This is a genomic window from Microbacterium oleivorans (assembly GCF_001644225.1).
GTDB classification, from domain to species: Bacteria; Actinomycetota; Actinomycetes; order Actinomycetales; family Microbacteriaceae; genus Microbacterium; species Microbacterium gawkjiense.
In genome coordinates this window covers 742,949-759,493 of sequence record NZ_LSTV01000001.1, presented here as the reverse complement: position 1 = coordinate 759,493, position 16,545 = coordinate 742,949, and the positions used below count along the sequence as shown (strand labels likewise).

The following is a 16,545-nucleotide window of genomic DNA, read 5'->3' as shown; positions in this document are numbered from 1 at the left end:
CCGTCGCGGGGCTGCACACCCGGCCCGGCGCGCGCAAGTGGTGTGGAGGCGGCGCCCGGACTGACTAGCGTTGTCGAGTGGTCACGACTCCCTCGCAGCAGCCGTCCGGCCGAATCCAGAGCTTGGACGGACTTCGCGGAGTGGCCGCCCTCGTCGTGCTCCTGCACCACTGGCTGCTGATCGCGGAGCCGCTGCTGGAGGGAACCGTCAGCTGGGCGGTCATCTCCCAGTCCCCCGTCAAACTCCTCACGGCCGGCAACGAAGCGGTCCTCGTCTTCTTCGTGCTCTCGGGACTCGTGGTGGTCCTGCCGGTCTTCAAGGAGAACTTCTCCTGGATGGGCTTCCTCTCGGCCCGCGTCGTCCGCCTCTACGGACCCGTCATCGCCTCGCTGGCCCTGAGCGCGATCCTGATCCTCTTGATCCCCCGCGACCCGTCGCGTATGCCGCCGGGGTCCTGGATGGCGGAGACGCACGCGGACAGCGTGTCGGCGGGATCGTTCCTGGCGCAGGCATCGCTCGTTCCGCGTCAGTACCCCCTCAACAACCCGTTGTGGTCGCTCCACTGGGAACTGCTCTACTCGATCGTCCTGCCGCTGGCGACGGCTCTGGCTCTGCTCGTGCGGCGGCACGCGCTCGCGGCGGTCATCGTCTGCTGCGCCCTCAGCGTCGTCGGGCGCCTCTTCGAGCAGAGCGAACTGCTCTACTTCCCCGTCTTCGTGATCGGGACGATCATGGCTGCGCGGATGCCGGACCTGCTCGCCTGGGTGGAACGTCCTCGCCCGCGCTGGTTCATGCCGCTGTTCACCCTGGTGAGCGTCCTCATGCTCATCGGCAGCTGGCTGGCGCGCCCGATCTTCCCCAGCGGCACCGACCTCAACCACCTGCTGTGGGCGTTCGCCGCACCGGGAGCCGCCGGCATCGTGCTGGTCGCGCTCGCGTGGGGGCCGGCGATCCGCCTCTTCGAGACACGCCCGATCCAGTGGCTCGGCAAGATCTCCTTCAGCCTCTACCTCGTCCACGTGCCGGTGCTCGCCACCCTCGCCTTCGCGTTCGGATCCGAGGCCTGGGGGCTCGTCGGTCTTCTCGGCATCCCCCTCAGCCTCCTGGTCGCCTGGGGGTTCTACGAGGCGGTCGAAGCTAGAATGCACAAGGCGGCGCGACGCGTTCACCGAGCAGTTGCGGCGCGAGCGCGTCGCCGGGCCGGAGAAGTCGCGCCCTGACCTGCCGTCGACGAGAGCACAGCACCCCTCATGCGTTCGCCCCTTCCGCCCGCCGTCACCCGTGCCATCCGCTCCGCCCTCACCCGCGCCAAGCGCGTGCCGACCTCCGAACTCATCGCCTGGTCCCGGTCGCGGCCGATCCGGCATCGGACGGTCCTCTACGAGTCCTTCGCGGGCAACGGTGCGCTCTGCAATCCCGAGGCGATCTTCCGGGCCCTCCTCGCCGATCCCGAGTTCGCCGACCTGACGCACATCTGGGCGATCAGTGACGCGGATGCCGCAGCCGCCCTCCGCGCGGAGTTCGCCGGCGACCGGCGGGTCGAGATCGTCTCCCGGGGCAGCGGCGCCTATTGGCGTGCGGTGTCGACCGCGGGGTACCTCATCAACAACGCGACCTTCCCGACGGCCTTCAGCAAGCGGGTGGGGCAGGTCTACCTGAACACCTGGCACGGCACCCCCCTGAAGCTGATGGGCTTCGACATGCCGGGCGGCGCGCGGGAGTCCGCGAACACCCTGCGGAACCTGCTGAACGCCGACTACCTCCTCGCGGCGAACCCCTTCATGGCCGAGACCATGTACGAGGACGCCTATCAGCTACGCAACGTCTACCGGGGCGCGATCATCGAAGAGGGCTACCCCCGCATCGACCGTCAGCGGATGCCCGAGGCGGAACGCGTCGCCCGGATCGCCGACCTCGGGAGCCGTCTCGGCGTCGACCTCGCAGGCCGGCGCATCGTCCTGTTCGCACCGACGTGGCGCGGCAGTTCTTTCCAGGCGCCGGACGCCGACCTCGCCCATCTCGCCGACCAGGCGGCGGGCCTGCAGCGACAGCTCGGCGACGACGCCGTCGTCCTCCTCAAGACGCACCAGGTGGTCCACCGCGCGGCCAGCGGCATCCAGGCACTGCGTCGCCTGCTCGTCCCCAACACGACGCCGACCAACGTACTCCTCGGGCTCGCGGACGCCCTCGTGACCGATTACTCGTCGATCTTCTTCGACTATCTCGCGACCGATCGGCCGATCGGCTTCCTCGTGCCCGACGGCGACGCGTACGGCGCCGAGCGCGGCACCTACATGCCGCTCGACGAACTGCCCGGTCCGGTGCACACCGACCCCGAGGCGCTCGGGCGCGACCTGGCCGCGCTCCTGGCCCCCGGTGCTCCAGCGCACCCGCGATACGCGGACTGGGCCCGCCGCTTCGTACCCCACGAGGACGGCGGAGCCACGTCGAGGGTCATCGACGTCGTGTTCCGGGGCCGCACCGCCGAGCGCCGGGTCCGCCCCGTGCGCCGCGACGAGCGTCCGCGCCTGCTGTTCTACCTCGGCGGCATGCGTCTGAACGGCATCACGACCGCAGCCGTCAACCTGCTGAACTCGCTCGACACCGAGAAGTACGACGTGACGGCGCTCATGGCGTTCCCGCGCGGCGCGACGACCACGCACAACCAGTCGCGGCTCGACCCGGGCATCCGGCAGGTCTTCCGCGTCGGCGGCATGAACGGGCTGAAGGCCCGTCAGATCATGCGGCGCGTCGCCGACGTCAGCACCGACCCGCTGCGAGCCCACCGGCGACTCGGCCACCGCACGCTCTGGCGCGACGAGTGGACGCGCATCTTCGGGTCCGCCAAGTTCGACTGGGTTGCCGACTTCAGCGGATACAGCCCGTTTTGGGCCCACCTGATGCTCCACTCGCCGCGCGCCGTCCGCGCCATCTGGCTGCACAACGAAATGGCCGCCGATCGCGACCGCACGGTCAACGGCAAGCAGCCGTTCCGCCGCTCTCTCGGCCGCGTGTTCGCGATGTACCGGGCCTACGACCAGCTCGTCTCGGTGTCGCCCGCCCTCACCGACCTCAACCGTGCCGAGCTGGCGGAGTACGCCCCCGGCGACCGGTTCGTCACCCTGCGGAATCTGCCCGACATCGTGTCCGCGACCGCACTCGACGAGCGCGACGAGGATGGCGAGGAGCCGGAGGAGGATGCCGCACTCGGCGAGACGCTCGACGCCGCCCTCGCGGTGCCGGGGATCCGCAGGTTCGTCACGGTCGGACGACTCTCAACCGAGAAGAACCACGCGCGCCTGATCCGCGCCTTCGCCCTCCTGTCCGCGACCGAACCCGACACCCAGCTGCTCATCGTCGGCGGCGGGCCCCTCCGTCGCGACCTGGAGCAGCAGGTGCGCGACGCGGGACTCACCGGGCGCGTCATCCTGACCGGGCCGCTGCGGGACCCCGCATCCGTCATGCGGCGGTGCGACTGCTTCGTCCTCTCGAGCGACTACGAGGGCCAGCCCATGGTCCTCATCGAAGCAGCGCAGCTGGGCCTCCCGATCGTCTCGACCGCCTTCGGATCCGCCCGCGGTGCGCTCCCCGGCGACGACATGCACATCGTCGACCGCGAGGACACCGCCCTCGCCGCGGGGATGGCGGACTTCCTCGCCGGGCGCGTGGCACCGGCATCCCTCGACGTCGCGGCCTACACCGCCGAGGTGCTCGCCCAGTTCGACGCTCTCATCCCCCGTACCCCCGGCGCGTCGTGACCGTCGACGCCCCTGTGCCGGCGCCCGGATCGGGAGTCACGTTCGTCATGCCCGTGCTGAACGAACGGGACTACCTCGAGCGCGCGGTGCAGACGGTCCTCCAGCAGGACGTCGACGGACCCGCGGAGCTCATCCTGGCGCTCGGCCCCTCGAGCGACGGGACGACGGAGCTCGCCGGGCGACTGGCCGCGGCGGACCCCCGCATCCGTCTCGTGGAGAACCCGCAGGCCGACATCCCGGTGGCCCTGAACCTCGCGATCCGCGCTGCGCGGCATCCCACGATCGTGCGGGTCGACGCGCACTCCGAACTCGCCCCGGGATACACGCGGCGCGCGCTCGCCACCCTCGAGCGCGCTCGCGCCGCGAACGTCGGCGGCGTGATGCGCGCCAACGGGCGCACCCCGTTCCAACGCGCGGTGGCGATCGCCTACAACTCCCCCGCCGGCCTCGGCGGCGGGGCGTATCACGTCGGGGCGCCGGAGGGCCCGGCCGAATCGGCCTACCTCGGCGTCATGCGACGCGAGGTGCTCGAGGAAGTCGGGCTGTTCGACGAGTCGATCCGCCGCGGCGAGGACTGGGAGCTCAACCTCCGCATCCGTCGCGCCGGCTACCGCGTCTGGTTCGACCCCCAGCTGGCCGTGACGTACTGGCCGCGCGAGAGCTGGGCGCGCCTGGCGCGGCAGTTCGTCGCAACGGGAACCTGGCGCGGTGAGCTCGTCCGCCGGTTCGGGCGGCTCAACTCGCTCCGCTTCTTCGCTCCGCCCGCGTTGGTCGCCGCCGTCGTGGCGAGCCTCGTGATCGCGGTGCTGCAGGTCACCGGCCTGGTGAGCGGTGTCGCCTCGGCGGTCCTGTCGCTCGTCCACCTGCCGATCGCGCTCTACATCCTCGGCGTCCTCGGCTTCAGCGTCGTCGCCGGGCGGTCGTTGCGGGAACGCGCCTGGCTGGCCCTGGTCCTGCCCACCATGCACCTCTCCTGGGGGGCGGGCTTCCTCGTCGGCCTCGTGCGGGGGGCGAAGGACACGATCGACACGTCGCGGTTGGATCGCAACACGCCCCTGCCGTGACGACGGCCGCCACGGCAGCGGTGAGGCGTCAGTCGCGCGAGATCATCCCCTGGTCGAACAGCCGCGCGACGACACGCTCGGCGGCGCGGCCGTCGTCGCGCGCGTTGAACCGTGCGCTCCAGGAGGCATAGCGCTCCGCGAAACGCTGGGGAACGTCCGGATCGTTCAGTCCTGCCGTCAGCTCGTCCTGCGTCGCCGCGAGCGGCCCCGGTGCCCGTTCGGCCAGGTCGAAGTAGAACCCGCGGAGCCTGCCGCGGTAGTGCTCCAGGTCGGGCACGAAGAAGTGGACCGGTTTACCGGTGGCGGTGAAATCGAACATGACGGACGAGTAGTCCGTGACGAGCGCATCGGCCGCCAGGAGGAGCGCCGAGATGTCGGGGTACCCGGTGACGTCGACGACACGGGGCCCCGTCGCATCCGCGCCCGGGAGGAGGGTCCGCGAGTGGCCTCGCACGAGGACCGTGGCCCCGGCATCCTGCGCCAGCTTCTCCAGGTCGAGGAAGTCGACCATCTGCTCGCGGTCGTCACGCCACGTCGGTGCGTAGAGGAGGACGCGCTCGTCCGGCCCGACGCCCAATCCGCGGCGGACGGCGTCGCGATCCCCGGTGAGCAGCACGTCGTTGCGGGGATAGCCCTCCACCCACACGGGCCGCCGGCCGAAGGCGTAGGCGGTGCGGAGGATGCGGGCCGCGTACGGGTTCTGCGCGAGCAGCACGTCCCACCGCCGGCTCTCGCGGACGACGGCGAGAGCACGACGAGGGTCGAACCCGGGCCGGTCGAGGGCGAGCCGTTTCAGCGGTGTGCCGTGCCAGGTCTGCAGGACGCGTTGGCCGGGACGCCGGACGAACCGACGGCGCAGCCAGTCGTTGACGACGAGCAGGCGCGCCGCACCGCGCGCGCGCCACCACTCCGGGGACCCCTCGACCACGGGGACGGCGCCGGGCGGCGCCTCGACCGACCGGTCGACGACGCTCCAGTAGCGGAGGACGGTCGGGGCCATCCGCGCGATCTCGGCGTCGATCGCCCGCGGGTTGCAGCTGGCGTTGCGGCCGTAGAAGCTCTCGAAGAAGACCGCGTTCTCGAGGTCGTCCGATCGGTCGGCGTAGGCCCGCTCGAGCGCAGCCTGCCCGGCGGGCGCGGCGTCGGCCTCGGTCAGCGGCGGGCCGACGATCACCTGCCCGTCCCGGACCTCGACGGCGAGAGTCTCCGCCACCGTGCGCGCCAGCGGAGCGATCTCCACAGAGCCCGGCGCGGAACCGTCGAGTTCGAGGCGGTAGGTGCCGCTCGGGAGCGCGAGCTCGGGCCTTCCCCACCGCGACACCCGCAGCGGGAGGAGGGCGCGCCAGCCGGCATCCGTCGTCGAGATCGACGCGGCGGAGACGGCTCGAGGCCCCGCGGTACGGAGCCCGGCAGGAGCGGGGCCGCGACCCTCGAACTGCAGCGCGTCCCCGGCCACCAGCGACACTCGGATCATCCTCGACCCCTTCCCCGGCGCGTGGTCGACAGTCCGCGGCGGATAGCGGCGTGGACGCGCTCGGCGTTGCGGCCGTCGCGGTAGGCGTGGACCTGGGCGCTCAGCGCCTCGGCACGCGCGACACGGCGCTCGCGCTCGCGGTCGTCGCCAAGCACCGCCGTGACCTGCGCCATGACACCCGTCCAGTCGACGGCGACGTCCTCGCCCGCGACGTCCCGGTAGCGACCGTAGAACCCGCGCTCGGCGGCGTAGCGGGCCTCGTCCGGCGCGAAGAACACCACCGGTACCGGCACGAGCGCCGTGTCGTAGACGAGCGACGAATAATCCGTGATGAGGACGTCGAGGGCCGGGAGGGCCGGGGTCACGTCCGGCAGCAGGTCGGAGCCGAGCAGACGGATGCGGTCGCCCGCCGCCCCGGCGCGGTACTCCCCCGCCCCCAACGGATGCGATCGCACGAGCAGCACGGCGTCGACGCGCTCGAGTGCGTGCGTGATCGTCTGCCACTCGCTCGCGGTCGGCACGGCCGGGTCGGGCTCGCCGTCGCGCCACGTCGGCGCGTAGAGCACGACTCGGGCGCCGCCGAGCGGCCCCACGAGCGACTCGACGTCCGCCCGGGCCTCGGCGGCAGAGCGCCCGCTCGAGAGCACGTCGACGCGGGGCTCGCCCGTGACGAGCACCTGGTCGTGACCGAGCCCGAACGCCGACTCCAGCCGTCCGCGGACGAGGTGCGAGGCCGCGGGGAGCAGACGGATGCGTCGCTGGGTCCGCCGATAGGCGGTCCGCAGGAGGCGGGCGAGCCCCGGGATCGGCAGGGGGGCGTGCGCCGTGACCTTGGAGTCGAGACCGAGTCGCTTCAACGGGATGCCGTGCCAGAGCTGCACGAGGTAGGACCCGGACGTGGCGTAACGGTTCACGTCACCGGCGCCGTGCGTGACGACTACGACGCGAGCGCGCGCGGTGAGCCAGAAGCCCCGCAGCCCGCGTTTGGGGGCCGACGGGATGCCCGCTCGGCGCGCGGCATCCGCGTCGGCATCCGACCCGGTGAGCCACACCGCACGTTCGCCCGCAGCGGCCGCGACGTGCCACAGCGCGAGGGCGCCCTCGCCGATCCCGACGGCGGAGCCGAAGACCCACAGGTCCCGGGAGCGCGGGATGACACGGGTGAGGACGAGCCCGAGGACGTGGAGCGGGAGCCTCATCACCTGGGCGGCATTGCCCGACGCGAACGAGAAAGACCCCACCCCGCGAGCCTATCGCGGGGTGGGGTCGTGACTCGGACGGGCTACTCGGTCAGCTCGCCGAGGGTGACATCGGCGCTCTGCGTCTTGCCGTCGCGGACGTAGACGAGACTGGCCTTCGCGCCCGCCGCCAGCGCACGGACCTGGGCGGTCAGATCGGTCGCGTCGCGGACCGGGACGCCGTCGAACTCGGTGACGACGTCGCCCGCCTTCAGACCTGCCTGCGCCGCGGCACCACCGGAGGTGACGTCGCTGATGAGGGCCCCCGCGACGGTGCTGTTCTCGGCGTCCGCGGCGTTGCCGACCATCGCGCCGAGCAGACCGTGGCTGGCGGAGCCGTCCGCGATGATCTCGTCCGTGACCCGCTTGACGATGTTCGACGGGATGGAGAACCCGACGCCGATCGATCCCGCCTCGCTCGAGGAGGACGAGCCGCCGCCCGCCGTCGCGATCGCGACGTTGATGCCGATCAGGTCGCCGGTGTCGTCGACGAGCGCACCGCCGGAGTTGCCCGGGTTGATGGCCGCGTCGGTCTGGATGACGGCGATCGAGATCGTGCCCGAGGATCCGGAGCCGCGCTCCTGACCCTGGCCGAAGTCGAACTGGAACGGCGACTCGCCGTTCTGGCCCTGGTCCTGCTGCTCACCGGAGTCGGGGACGGCCGAGGACGCGATCTGGATCGAGCGGTTCAGTGCGCTGACGATACCGGTGGTGACGGTGTTCGACAGGCCCAGTGGGGCGCCCACGGCGACGGTCGTGTCACCGACGTTGAGCTTGCTCGAGTCGGCGAAGGTGATCGGGGTCAGCTCGCTCGCCCCCGTCAGCTTGATCACGGCGAGGTCGTAGATCGGGTCGGTCCCGACGATCTTCGCGTCGTACACGCGGCCGTCCGACGTAGTGACCCGGAGGGCCGCATCCGAGCTCGCGCCGTCGAGGGTGACGACGTGCGTGTTCGTGACGACGTAGCCGTCGGAGCTGAGGATCACGCCCGATCCGGTGCCGCCGCCGTCCGACGACGTCGCACTGATCGTCACGACGCTCGGCAGGGTCTTGGCCGCGATCCCCGTCGTCTGGTTCACGTTGTCGGGATCGTTGACCGTGACGGTCGTCGATCCGCGCGAGACCGAGGTGCTGCTGTTCGCAGCGAACATGTCGTTGCCGATCGCGGCACCGCCGAGACCAGACACCGCGCCGACGATGGCCGCGGCGACGAGGACGGCGACGATCTTGCCGGAGCCGACCTTGGCCTCGGCCGCACGGGGCGCGTGAGCGTCGGGCTGGGGTGCGGTCGGCTGACCGGAGAAGCTCGTTCCCGGTGCGTGCTGTCCGCTCGCCTGCGAGCCATGCGAGAACCAACCGCCGCCCGCGTGCGGGGCGCCGGATGCCTGCGGGCCGGCGGCCGACGGACCGGCGGCCGACGGACCGGCGGCGCCCGAGTCGGGCAGCGGCGGACGCGGCGGCACGGGGGCGCCGGACGTGTTCGGGTCGGGGATGTTCGAATCGCTCATGGGACTGCTCCTTCTTCGAGGCGACTTCAGAGTGCTCCCGGAGTCTGTGGATCAGCTATGCCGACCCTCCGATCAGCCTATGGGAGTGGATGACGCCCCGGGTCGCGCCCGCGGAAGCTGCCCGGCGCCGGGCGATACGCTGGGCCGGTGCTGCACATACCCGGTGCCTGGCAACGCGCAGCCCGCGGCGCCGGCCTCCTCTCCCCCGACGGGACGCTCGCGGCGACGATCTTCGCGGAGATCACCGCCGCCGCCGTCCGCCACGACGCGATCAACCTCGGCCAGGGCTTCCCCGACGAGGACGGTCCCGCCGAGGTGCTCGCCGCTGCCGTCGACGCGATCCGTTCCGGCGTCAACCAGTACCCGCCGGGACGGGGGATGCCGGTGCTCCGAGAAGCCGTCGCGGATCACCAGCACCGCTTCTACGGCATCGACCTCGACCCCGAGCGGCAGATCCTCATCACGGCGGGAGCGACCGAGGCGCTGACGGCGACCCTCCTGGCCCTGCTCGACGGACCGGACGACGAGGTGGTCGTCTTCGAGCCCTACTACGACTCCTACGCCGCCGCGATCGCCCTCGCGGGGGCCCGGCTCGTCCCGGTGCCGCTGCGCTGGCCCGCCCTCGAACCCGACCTCGCCGATTTGCGCGCGGCGGTCGGCGAGCGGACCCGGATCATCCTCGTCAACAACCCGCACAACCCGACCGGAACGGTGTTCTCCGCCGAGGTGCGCGCCGAGATCGTGCGCCTGGCCGCACACCACGACGCCCTGATCGTCACCGACGAGGTCTACGAGCACCTCGTGATCGACGGGACGCACACGCCGATCGCGACGCTTCCCGGCGCCGCCGAACGGACCCTCACGATCTCCTCGGGCGGCAAGACCTTCCGCACGACCGGATGGAAGGTGGGGTGGGTGAGCGGCCCGGCTGACCTCGTCGACGCCGTCCTCGCGGTCAAGCAGTATCTGACCTATGTGAACGGCGCCCCCTTCCAACCCGCGATCGCCGTCGGCCTCGGGCTGCCGGACGCCTACTTCGACGACCTCGCCGCGACGCAGCGGGAGAGGCGGGACCTGCTCGGCGAGGGCCTGATCGCCGCCGGCTTCGACGTGTCGACGCCGGCCGGGTCGTACTTCACCGTCGCCGACGTCGGTCCCCTGCTGGACGCCGGAGAGGATGCGGCCGGGTTCTGCCGCACGCTGCCCGGACGGGTGGGGGTCGCCGCCATCCCCCTCACCGCCTTTGTGTCCGAGGGCCATCGGGCGGACTACGCGGGCCTCGTGAGGTTCGCGGCGTGCAAGCGGACGGACGTCATCGCCGAGGCGGCGCGGCGCCTCGCGGCATCCGCTCGGTGAAACCCGTCCGGGACCTCACTCCCGTGGCACGACCCGGTAGCGGCGCAGCGCGAGCGCCGGGTTGACCCGCCGCACGCGGTCGACCACCGCGGCGTCGACGGCGGCCACCGCGACATCGGTGGCGGTGCCGATGGAGGCCACCGGGACCCCCAGCGGATCGATGACAACGGAGTGCCCGACGCCGAGCGGCGGTGGGTGATCGGCGCCGGCCACGTAGAGGGTGTTCTCGATCGCTCGCGCCTGCAGGAGCGTCCGCCAGTGATCCTCCTTGAGCGGGCCCCGCACCCACTCGGCGGCCACGAGCACGACGTGTGCGCCGGTGTCGGCGAGGATCCGGGCGACTTCGGGGAAGCGGAGGTCGTAGCAGGTCATGAGGGCGAAGCGGATGCCGTCCACCTCGAACGTCTCGGGCGTCTCGATCCCGCCCGGCTCCACCCAGTCCGATTCGCGCTGCCCGAACGCGTCGTAGAGGTGGAGCTTCCGGTAGCGCGCGACGACACCGCCGGCGTCGACGGCGACGACGGTGTTGCGCACGCGATCGCTGCTCGCGGCCCGTTCGACGAGGCCCGCGACGATGTGGACGCCGTGGCGGGCGGCGAGGTCCGTGAGCGCCGTCACGAAGGGGCCGTCGAGGTCCTGCGCGTGCGCGGCGAGCGAGGCGTCGAACGGGTCGACGAAGTAGCTCGAGTACTCGGGGAAGAGGACGATCCGCGCCCCGCGCGAGGCGGCGCGCGCGACGAGGGCGGAGATCGTGTCGAGGTTGGCCGCGTCATCGGCAGCCGGCGCGAACTGCGCGACCGCGAGGCCGAGCGGGGTGACGGTCATGGAGTGCCTTCCGAGCGACGGCGCGTGACGAGCGGGACGATGAGCCAGAGGGCCGCGATCACGACGGCCAGGCCGACTCCCGCCACCCAGGATGCCGCACCGCCCACGACGACGTCGAACACGAACGCGACGACGCCGACCAGCAGGGCCGACACCAGCACGAGCGCGCCGATCATGCAGAGATGACCGAACCGGACGATGGCGGGCTTGGCGCGACGGGCGAACAGGATGCGGTGCACCGAGACGGGGGCCAGGGCGACCACGGCACTCAGGGCCGAGAGGATCACGAGCACGAGGTATCCGAGCCGCTGCGAGGACCCCAGATCGCCGAAGGAGGGTTGGAACGCGAGGGCGAGGAGGAAGCCGGTGAGGATCTGCGTGCCCGTCTGCAGCACACGCAGCTCCTGCAGCACCTCGTTCCAGTTGCGGTCGGCCCGCTCGTCGCGGGTCTCGTCCCGCCCGTCGGGCTGCGCGTCGGCGGAGGCATCGGTGTCGCGGCGGACCATGCGTCCCATCCTGCCGACAACGGGCCGCATCCTCGGACCGATTCGCGTGCCCGCGAAACCCGTGCTAGTGTTTTCTCTTGTGCCGCGGGGTGGAGCAGCTCGGTAGCTCGCTGGGCTCATAACCCAGAGGTCGCAGGTTCAAATCCTGTCCCCGCAACAAGAAGAAGAAGGCGTTCCCTCTCCGGAGGGGACGCCTTCTTCGCGTTCGGACGACGGATCGAGCCGTCACTCCGGCAGCATCGCCCGCTCCATGTCGGCGAGGAACCGCACGATCGTGCGCAGTTCGTCGTCGGAGTACGGTTCGGTCGCCTCCCGCATCCGCCGCAGCCGTTCCCCGAAGTGCTTCCGGAAGGTCGCACGCGCCTCGTCGGTGAGCGCGACGATCCGCGACCGTCGGTCGTGCGGGTGGGGCTTGCGGACCAGGTAGCCGTCGGCCGTCAGCCGGTCGAGCAGTTTCGTCGTCGATGCGGTCGAGATCGCAAGGTGCGTCGCGAGATCGTGGGGCTTCACGACCTCGCCGTGCTGCTCGCGGATAATGAGCATGCGGAGGGCCGCGAGGTCGGTCGTGTTCATGTCCATGTCGCCGCGCATCGAGGCGTACATTCGGTCCAAGGCGTCCGAGAAGGCCCGCACCGCCTCGAGCGCGCCGAGTACAACGACGTCGCGCTCGTTGGCCGGAATCCATGGTTCCGCCACCATTGGACACCTTTCCGGTCGGTCTGTAGCATGTCGATTGATCGCTAGATAATCTAGCAAATTACGGAGGAATCGTGTCGGACATCGAATACGTCGTTCTGCTGGACGACGACGGACGCGACATCGGCACGGCTCCGAAGGCTAGCGTGCACGGGACCGACACCGCACTCCACCTCGCCTTCTCGTGCCACGTCTACAACGATCGCGGGCAGCTGCTCGTCACTCGACGCGCGCTCAGCAAGGCCGCCTGGCCAGGCGTCTGGACGAACTCCTTCTGCGGACACCCCGCCCCCGCCGAACCCGTGCTCGACGCCGTCCACCGTCGGGCGGCGTTCGAGGTCGGCCTCACCCTCCGCGACGTCTCCCTCGCCCTCCCGCTCTTCCGGTACCGGGCCACGGACGCCTCGGGCATCGTCGAGCACGAGATCTGCCCCGTCTACGTCGCCTACACGGACGACGAGCCGCGACTGAATCCCGACGAGGTCGCCGAGGCCCGCTGGGTCGACCCCGCCGATCTGGATGCCTCCCTCACGACGACGCCGTGGGCCTTCAGCCCGTGGCTCGTGCTGCAGGCGCAGCAGCTCGAGCTGTTCGCCCCCCACGAGCAACGGAGGGCCTCGTGATCGGCCTGCCCCCCGCCGTCTGGCGGGAGATCGACGATGCGCTCGAGGTGGCGCTCGAGCGGCTCCGGGTGCGCTCGGCGGCGCTCGGCGAGGCATCGGCGGCTCTCGGGGACGCCACCGCGGCCTCTGCGACGGGGGGCAAGCGCCTCCGGCCCGCGCTCGTCGTCGCCGCCTTCGAGGCGTTCGGCGGTGATGCCGGCCGCTCCCCCGGCCTGTGGCGCGTCGCGGCCGCCTTCGAACTGCTCCACGCCGCCTTCGTCGTCCACGACGACCTGATCGACGGCGACGTCGAGCGGCGCGGCATCCCGAACGTCGTCGGCCGCTTCCGCGAACGCGCGCGCGTGCGGGGCGGGGACGAGGACGAATCGCGACTGCTCGGGTCGGCGGCGGCGGTGCTCGCGGGAGACCTGCTCCTGTTCGAAGCGACCCGGCTGATCGCGACGGCACCCGTCACGTCACCCCAGCGTGCGGCTCTGTTCATCCTGCTCGACGACGCGGTCCTCGTCTCGGCGGCCGGGGAGCTCGCCGACGTCGAACAGTCCATCGGCGCGGACCTGCCGCCGACGGACACGCTCCTGCGCACCGCGCGCGACAAGACGGCCTTCTACTCGTTCCAGGCACCGCTGGCCGCCGGCGCCCTGCTCGCCGGCGCGAACGACGACCAGCGCGCGGCGCTCGAGGCGGCCGGGTCCGCCATCGGTGTGGCGTTCCAGTTGGCCGACGACCTGATCGGCACCTTCGGCACCCGTGCCGAAGCCGGGCGCGAACCCGGGGCGGACCTGCGCGCCTCGAAACGGACCCCCCTCATCGCGATGGCGGCCGAGACCGAGGCATGGCCCCAGATCGCCTCGGCCCTGGCGATGGCGCCCACCGGCCCGATCGCGATCGAACACGCCCAGCGCGAGCTGACGGCGAGCGGCGCCCGGGAACGCACCGTCGAGATGATCGCGCAGACGCTGCGCTCCGCGCGGACCCTCGCCGCCGACGCCGCGCTCCCCCGCGACGCCGTCGTCCTCCTCGCCGCACTCGCTGCCGCCGTGGAGGACCGCATCCCCCGATGACCGACACGCTCTACGACGAGACGGCGGTCGCCGCCGCGGCATCCGTCATCCGCGCCTACTCCACGTCGTTCGGCCTCGCGACGAGCCTGCTCGGGCCGCGCGTCCGGCCGCATGTGCGGAACGTCTACGCCCTCGTCCGCGTCGCCGACGAGATCGTCGACGGCGCAGCCTCCGCCGCGGGAGTCCCGCTCGGCGAGCAGCGCGACGTGCTCGACGCACTCGAAACCGAGACCTACGCCGCGATCGAGCGCGGCTTCAGTGCGAACCTCATCGTCCACGCGTTCGCGCGGACGGCGCGGGAGTGCGGCATCGCGCGGCACCACATCGAACCCTTCTTCGCGTCCATGCGCACCGACCTCGAGCGCGCCGAGCACGACGAGGCGTCGCACGACGACTACGTCTACGGCTCGGCGGAGGTCGTCGGGCTCATGTGCCTGCAGGTGTTCGTGAACGCCGGCGCGGGAGTCCCCCGCGACCCCGATGCCGTCCTGGTCACGGGGGCCCGTCGGCTCGGCGCGGCGTTCCAGGACATCAACTTCCTCCGCGACCACGCCGACGACGCCGGGCGGCTGGGACGGGACTACCTCGGTGTCAGCGACGGCGCGACGCGCCGCCGGGAGGTGCTCGCCCGCATCGACGGGGACCTGGATGCCGCGGCCGCGACCATCCCGCTCCTCCCCGCCGACTGCCGGGTCGCCGTCGCCACCGCGCACGGCCTCTTCGCCGAACTCACCGAACGGCTGCGCCGCACCGAGGACCTCAGCGTCCGGGTCCGCGTGCCCACGCCGGTCAAGGCGGCGATCGCCGCCCGCGCGGCCGTCGCGCACCGTCGACCCCTCACGCCTCGCACGACACGACAGAATCGGAGAACCCCCGAATGAGCCGGCGTATCGCGATCATCGGTGGCGGCATCACAGGCCTGGCGACCGCGGCGCTGCTCGCCGACCGCGGTGACCGGGTGACCGTCTTCGAGGCGTTGGACGACGTCGGCGGGCGTGCCGGGAGCTGGGAGAAAGACGGTTTCCGGTTCGACACCGGCCCGAGCTGGTACCTCATGCCCGAGGTGTTCGACCACTTCTTCGCCCTCCTGGGCACGAGCGCCCGGGAACAACTGAACCTGGTGCGCCTCGAACCGGCCTACCGCGTCTACCACGAGGGCGAGCGGGAGCCCTTCGACGTCGTGTCGGGACGGGATGCCGCCGTCGCGGCCTTCGAGGCGCGCGAACCCGGCGCCGGCGCCGAACTGGCGACGTACCTGGACTCGGCGGGCGAGATCTACGACCTCGCCGTCTCACGGTTCCTTTACGACCCGTATGTGTCCCTCAAAGGCCTCGCCCACCCCGACGTCCTCCGCAAGCTCGGCACCCTTCTGCCGCTGCTCCTGCGCCCCCTCTCGACCCACGTCGAGAAGAAGTTCTCCGACCCCGTGCTGCAGCAGGTGCTGGGTTACCCGGCCGTCTTCCTCGGCGGATCGCCCTACGACGCGCCGAGCCTGTACCACCTCATGAGCCACCTCGATCTCGACGACGGGGTGCTCTATCCGCGCGGGGGCCTCGTGCAGGTGATCCGGGCGATCGCGCGCCTGGCCGAAGGCCGGGGCGCCGAGATCCGCACCGGCACCCCGGTCGAACGGATCCTCACCGAGGGGGGCCAGGCCACCGGCATCCGCCTGGCCGACGGCACCGTCGTCGCGGCCGACCACGTCATCTCGACGGCGGACATGCACCACACCGAGACGGTCCTCCTCGAGCCGGAGCTGCGCTCGCGCAGCGACGCGTGGTGGGACAAGCGCACGCCGTCGTTCGGCGCGCTGCTCATCCTCCTCGGCGTCGAGGGCGAACTCCCCCAGCTCGAGCACCACACCCTCCTGTTCACGAAGGACTGGAAGGCGAACTTCGACGCGATCTTCGGCGAGGGAGCCGCAGACGGCATCCCGGACCCCGCGTCGCTCTACGTCTGCCGCCCCAGCGCGACGGACGACGACGTCGCGCCGGCCGGGCACGAGAACCTCTTCGTCCTCGTCCCCATGCCCGCCGCTCCCGAGCTCGGCCGCGGCGGCGTGGACGGCGCCGGCGACCCCCGGATCGAGGCGGCCGCCGACGCCGTCATCGCGCAGATCGCCGACTGGACGGGCGTCCCCGACCTCGCCGACCGCGTCCGGGTGCGTCGCACGATCACGCCCGGCGACTTCGCCGCGGACTTCGGCTCGTTCCGGGGCGGGGCGCTCGGACTCGCGCACACGCTCCGACAGTCGGCGATGTTCCGACCGGGCCTGCGCTCGAAGGTCGACGGACTGCTCTACGCCGGCCAGACCGTGCTCCCCGGCGTCGGCCTGCCCATGTGCCTCATCTCGGCGGAGCTCGTCGTCAAACTGCTCGACGGCGACACCTCCACGGGGCAGCTGCCCACCCCGGCGCACGCGAAGGGCTGACCACG

14 protein-coding genes and 1 tRNA gene are annotated in these 16,545 nt (G+C 71.8%); 9 read left to right on the top strand and 6 right to left on the bottom strand.

Annotated features, from left to right (window positions below; translation table 11 throughout):
- Nucleotides 1–77 precede the first annotated feature (77 nt).
- The 3 genes from AYL44_RS03500 to AYL44_RS03490 are packed head-to-tail and all read left to right on the top strand — an operon-like array spanning nucleotide 78 to nucleotide 4,822.
- Nucleotides 78–1,220 carry an acyltransferase family protein gene (locus AYL44_RS03500; RefSeq protein WP_064001851.1) on the top strand — a complete coding sequence of 381 codons (1,143 nt, stop codon included), beginning with the start codon at nucleotides 78–80 and terminating at the stop codon, nucleotides 1,218–1,220.
- A gap of 30 nt (nucleotides 1,221–1,250) precedes the next feature.
- Nucleotides 1,251–3,758 (top strand): glycosyltransferase, encoded by a 2,508-nt coding sequence (locus tag AYL44_RS03495; RefSeq protein WP_064001850.1) that lies wholly within the window; start codon nucleotides 1,251–1,253, stop codon nucleotides 3,756–3,758.
- Nucleotides 3,755–4,822: a glycosyltransferase family 2 protein gene (locus AYL44_RS03490; RefSeq protein ID WP_064001849.1), complete on the top strand. Its 1,068-nt coding sequence runs from the start codon at nucleotides 3,755–3,757 to the stop codon at nucleotides 4,820–4,822. Before AYL44_RS03495 ends, AYL44_RS03490 begins: the two co-directional genes overlap by 4 nt.
- Nucleotides 4,823–4,850: 28 nt before the next feature.
- Here AYL44_RS03490 and AYL44_RS03485 read toward each other — a convergent pair whose 3' ends face one another.
- The 3 genes from AYL44_RS03485 to AYL44_RS03475 are packed head-to-tail and all read right to left on the bottom strand — an operon-like array spanning nucleotide 4,851 to nucleotide 9,042.
- Entirely contained in the window at nucleotides 4,851–6,296 is a 1,446-nt protein-coding gene (locus AYL44_RS03485; RefSeq protein WP_064001848.1) for a CDP-glycerol glycerophosphotransferase family protein, read from the bottom strand.
- On the bottom strand, nucleotides 6,293–7,537 hold the full coding sequence (locus AYL44_RS03480; protein ID WP_064001847.1) for a CDP-glycerol glycerophosphotransferase family protein: 1,245 nt from the start codon (nucleotides 7,535–7,537) through the stop codon (nucleotides 6,293–6,295). The genes AYL44_RS03485 and AYL44_RS03480 overlap by 4 nt, the downstream gene beginning before the upstream one ends.
- A gap of 41 nt (nucleotides 7,538–7,578) precedes the next feature.
- A complete protein-coding gene (locus tag AYL44_RS03475) occupies nucleotides 7,579–9,042 on the bottom strand; it encodes a S1C family serine protease (protein WP_064001846.1) in 1,464 nt (487 codons plus the stop codon).
- A 147-nt stretch (nucleotides 9,043–9,189) separates the two neighbouring features.
- On the opposite strand from AYL44_RS03475, the gene AYL44_RS03470 reads away from it, so the two are divergent.
- Entirely contained in the window at nucleotides 9,190–10,398 is a 1,209-nt protein-coding gene (locus AYL44_RS03470; RefSeq protein WP_064001845.1) for an aminotransferase class I/II-fold pyridoxal phosphate-dependent enzyme, read from the top strand.
- 15 nt (nucleotides 10,399–10,413) lie between these two features.
- On the opposite strand, the gene AYL44_RS03465 is transcribed toward AYL44_RS03470, so the two are convergent.
- Nucleotides 10,414–11,223 (bottom strand): carbon-nitrogen hydrolase family protein, encoded by an 810-nt coding sequence (locus AYL44_RS03465; protein WP_064001844.1) that lies wholly within the window; start codon nucleotides 11,221–11,223, stop codon nucleotides 10,414–10,416.
- Nucleotides 11,220–11,729: a DUF6328 family protein gene (locus tag AYL44_RS03460; protein ID WP_064001843.1), complete on the bottom strand. Its 510-nt coding sequence runs from the start codon at nucleotides 11,727–11,729 to the stop codon at nucleotides 11,220–11,222. Before AYL44_RS03460 ends, AYL44_RS03465 begins: the two co-directional genes overlap by 4 nt.
- Nucleotides 11,730–11,812: 83 nt before the next feature.
- On the opposite strand from AYL44_RS03460, the gene AYL44_RS03455 reads away from it, so the two are divergent.
- Nucleotides 11,813–11,886, top strand: a tRNA-Met gene (locus AYL44_RS03455).
- A 68-nt stretch (nucleotides 11,887–11,954) separates the two neighbouring features.
- Here AYL44_RS03455 and AYL44_RS03450 read toward each other — a convergent pair.
- Complete coding sequence (locus AYL44_RS03450) at nucleotides 11,955–12,428, bottom strand: MarR family winged helix-turn-helix transcriptional regulator (RefSeq protein ID WP_064001842.1); 474 nt, start codon at nucleotides 12,426–12,428, stop codon at nucleotides 11,955–11,957.
- A gap of 71 nt (nucleotides 12,429–12,499) precedes the next feature.
- Between AYL44_RS03450 and idi the strand changes: the two genes are divergently transcribed.
- The 4 genes from idi to crtI are packed head-to-tail and all read left to right on the top strand — an operon-like array spanning nucleotide 12,500 to nucleotide 16,540.
- Entirely contained in the window at nucleotides 12,500–13,048 is a 549-nt protein-coding gene (gene idi, locus AYL44_RS03445) for an isopentenyl-diphosphate Delta-isomerase (RefSeq protein WP_064001841.1), read from the top strand.
- Nucleotides 13,045–14,109, top strand: a complete 1,065-nt coding sequence (locus AYL44_RS03440) for a polyprenyl synthetase family protein (protein WP_064001840.1) — start codon at nucleotides 13,045–13,047, stop codon at nucleotides 14,107–14,109. Before idi ends, AYL44_RS03440 begins: the two co-directional genes overlap by 4 nt.
- The gene (locus tag AYL44_RS03435; protein ID WP_064001839.1) at nucleotides 14,106–14,990 is read left to right on the top strand and encodes a phytoene/squalene synthase family protein; all 885 of its coding nucleotides are present in this window, start codon (nucleotides 14,106–14,108) and stop codon (nucleotides 14,988–14,990) included. The genes AYL44_RS03440 and AYL44_RS03435 overlap by 4 nt, the downstream gene beginning before the upstream one ends.
- The gene (gene crtI, locus AYL44_RS03430) at nucleotides 14,987–16,540 is read left to right on the top strand and encodes a phytoene desaturase family protein (protein WP_064001838.1); all 1,554 of its coding nucleotides are present in this window, start codon (nucleotides 14,987–14,989) and stop codon (nucleotides 16,538–16,540) included. The genes AYL44_RS03435 and crtI overlap by 4 nt, the downstream gene beginning before the upstream one ends.
- Nucleotides 16,541–16,545 lie beyond the last annotated feature (5 nt).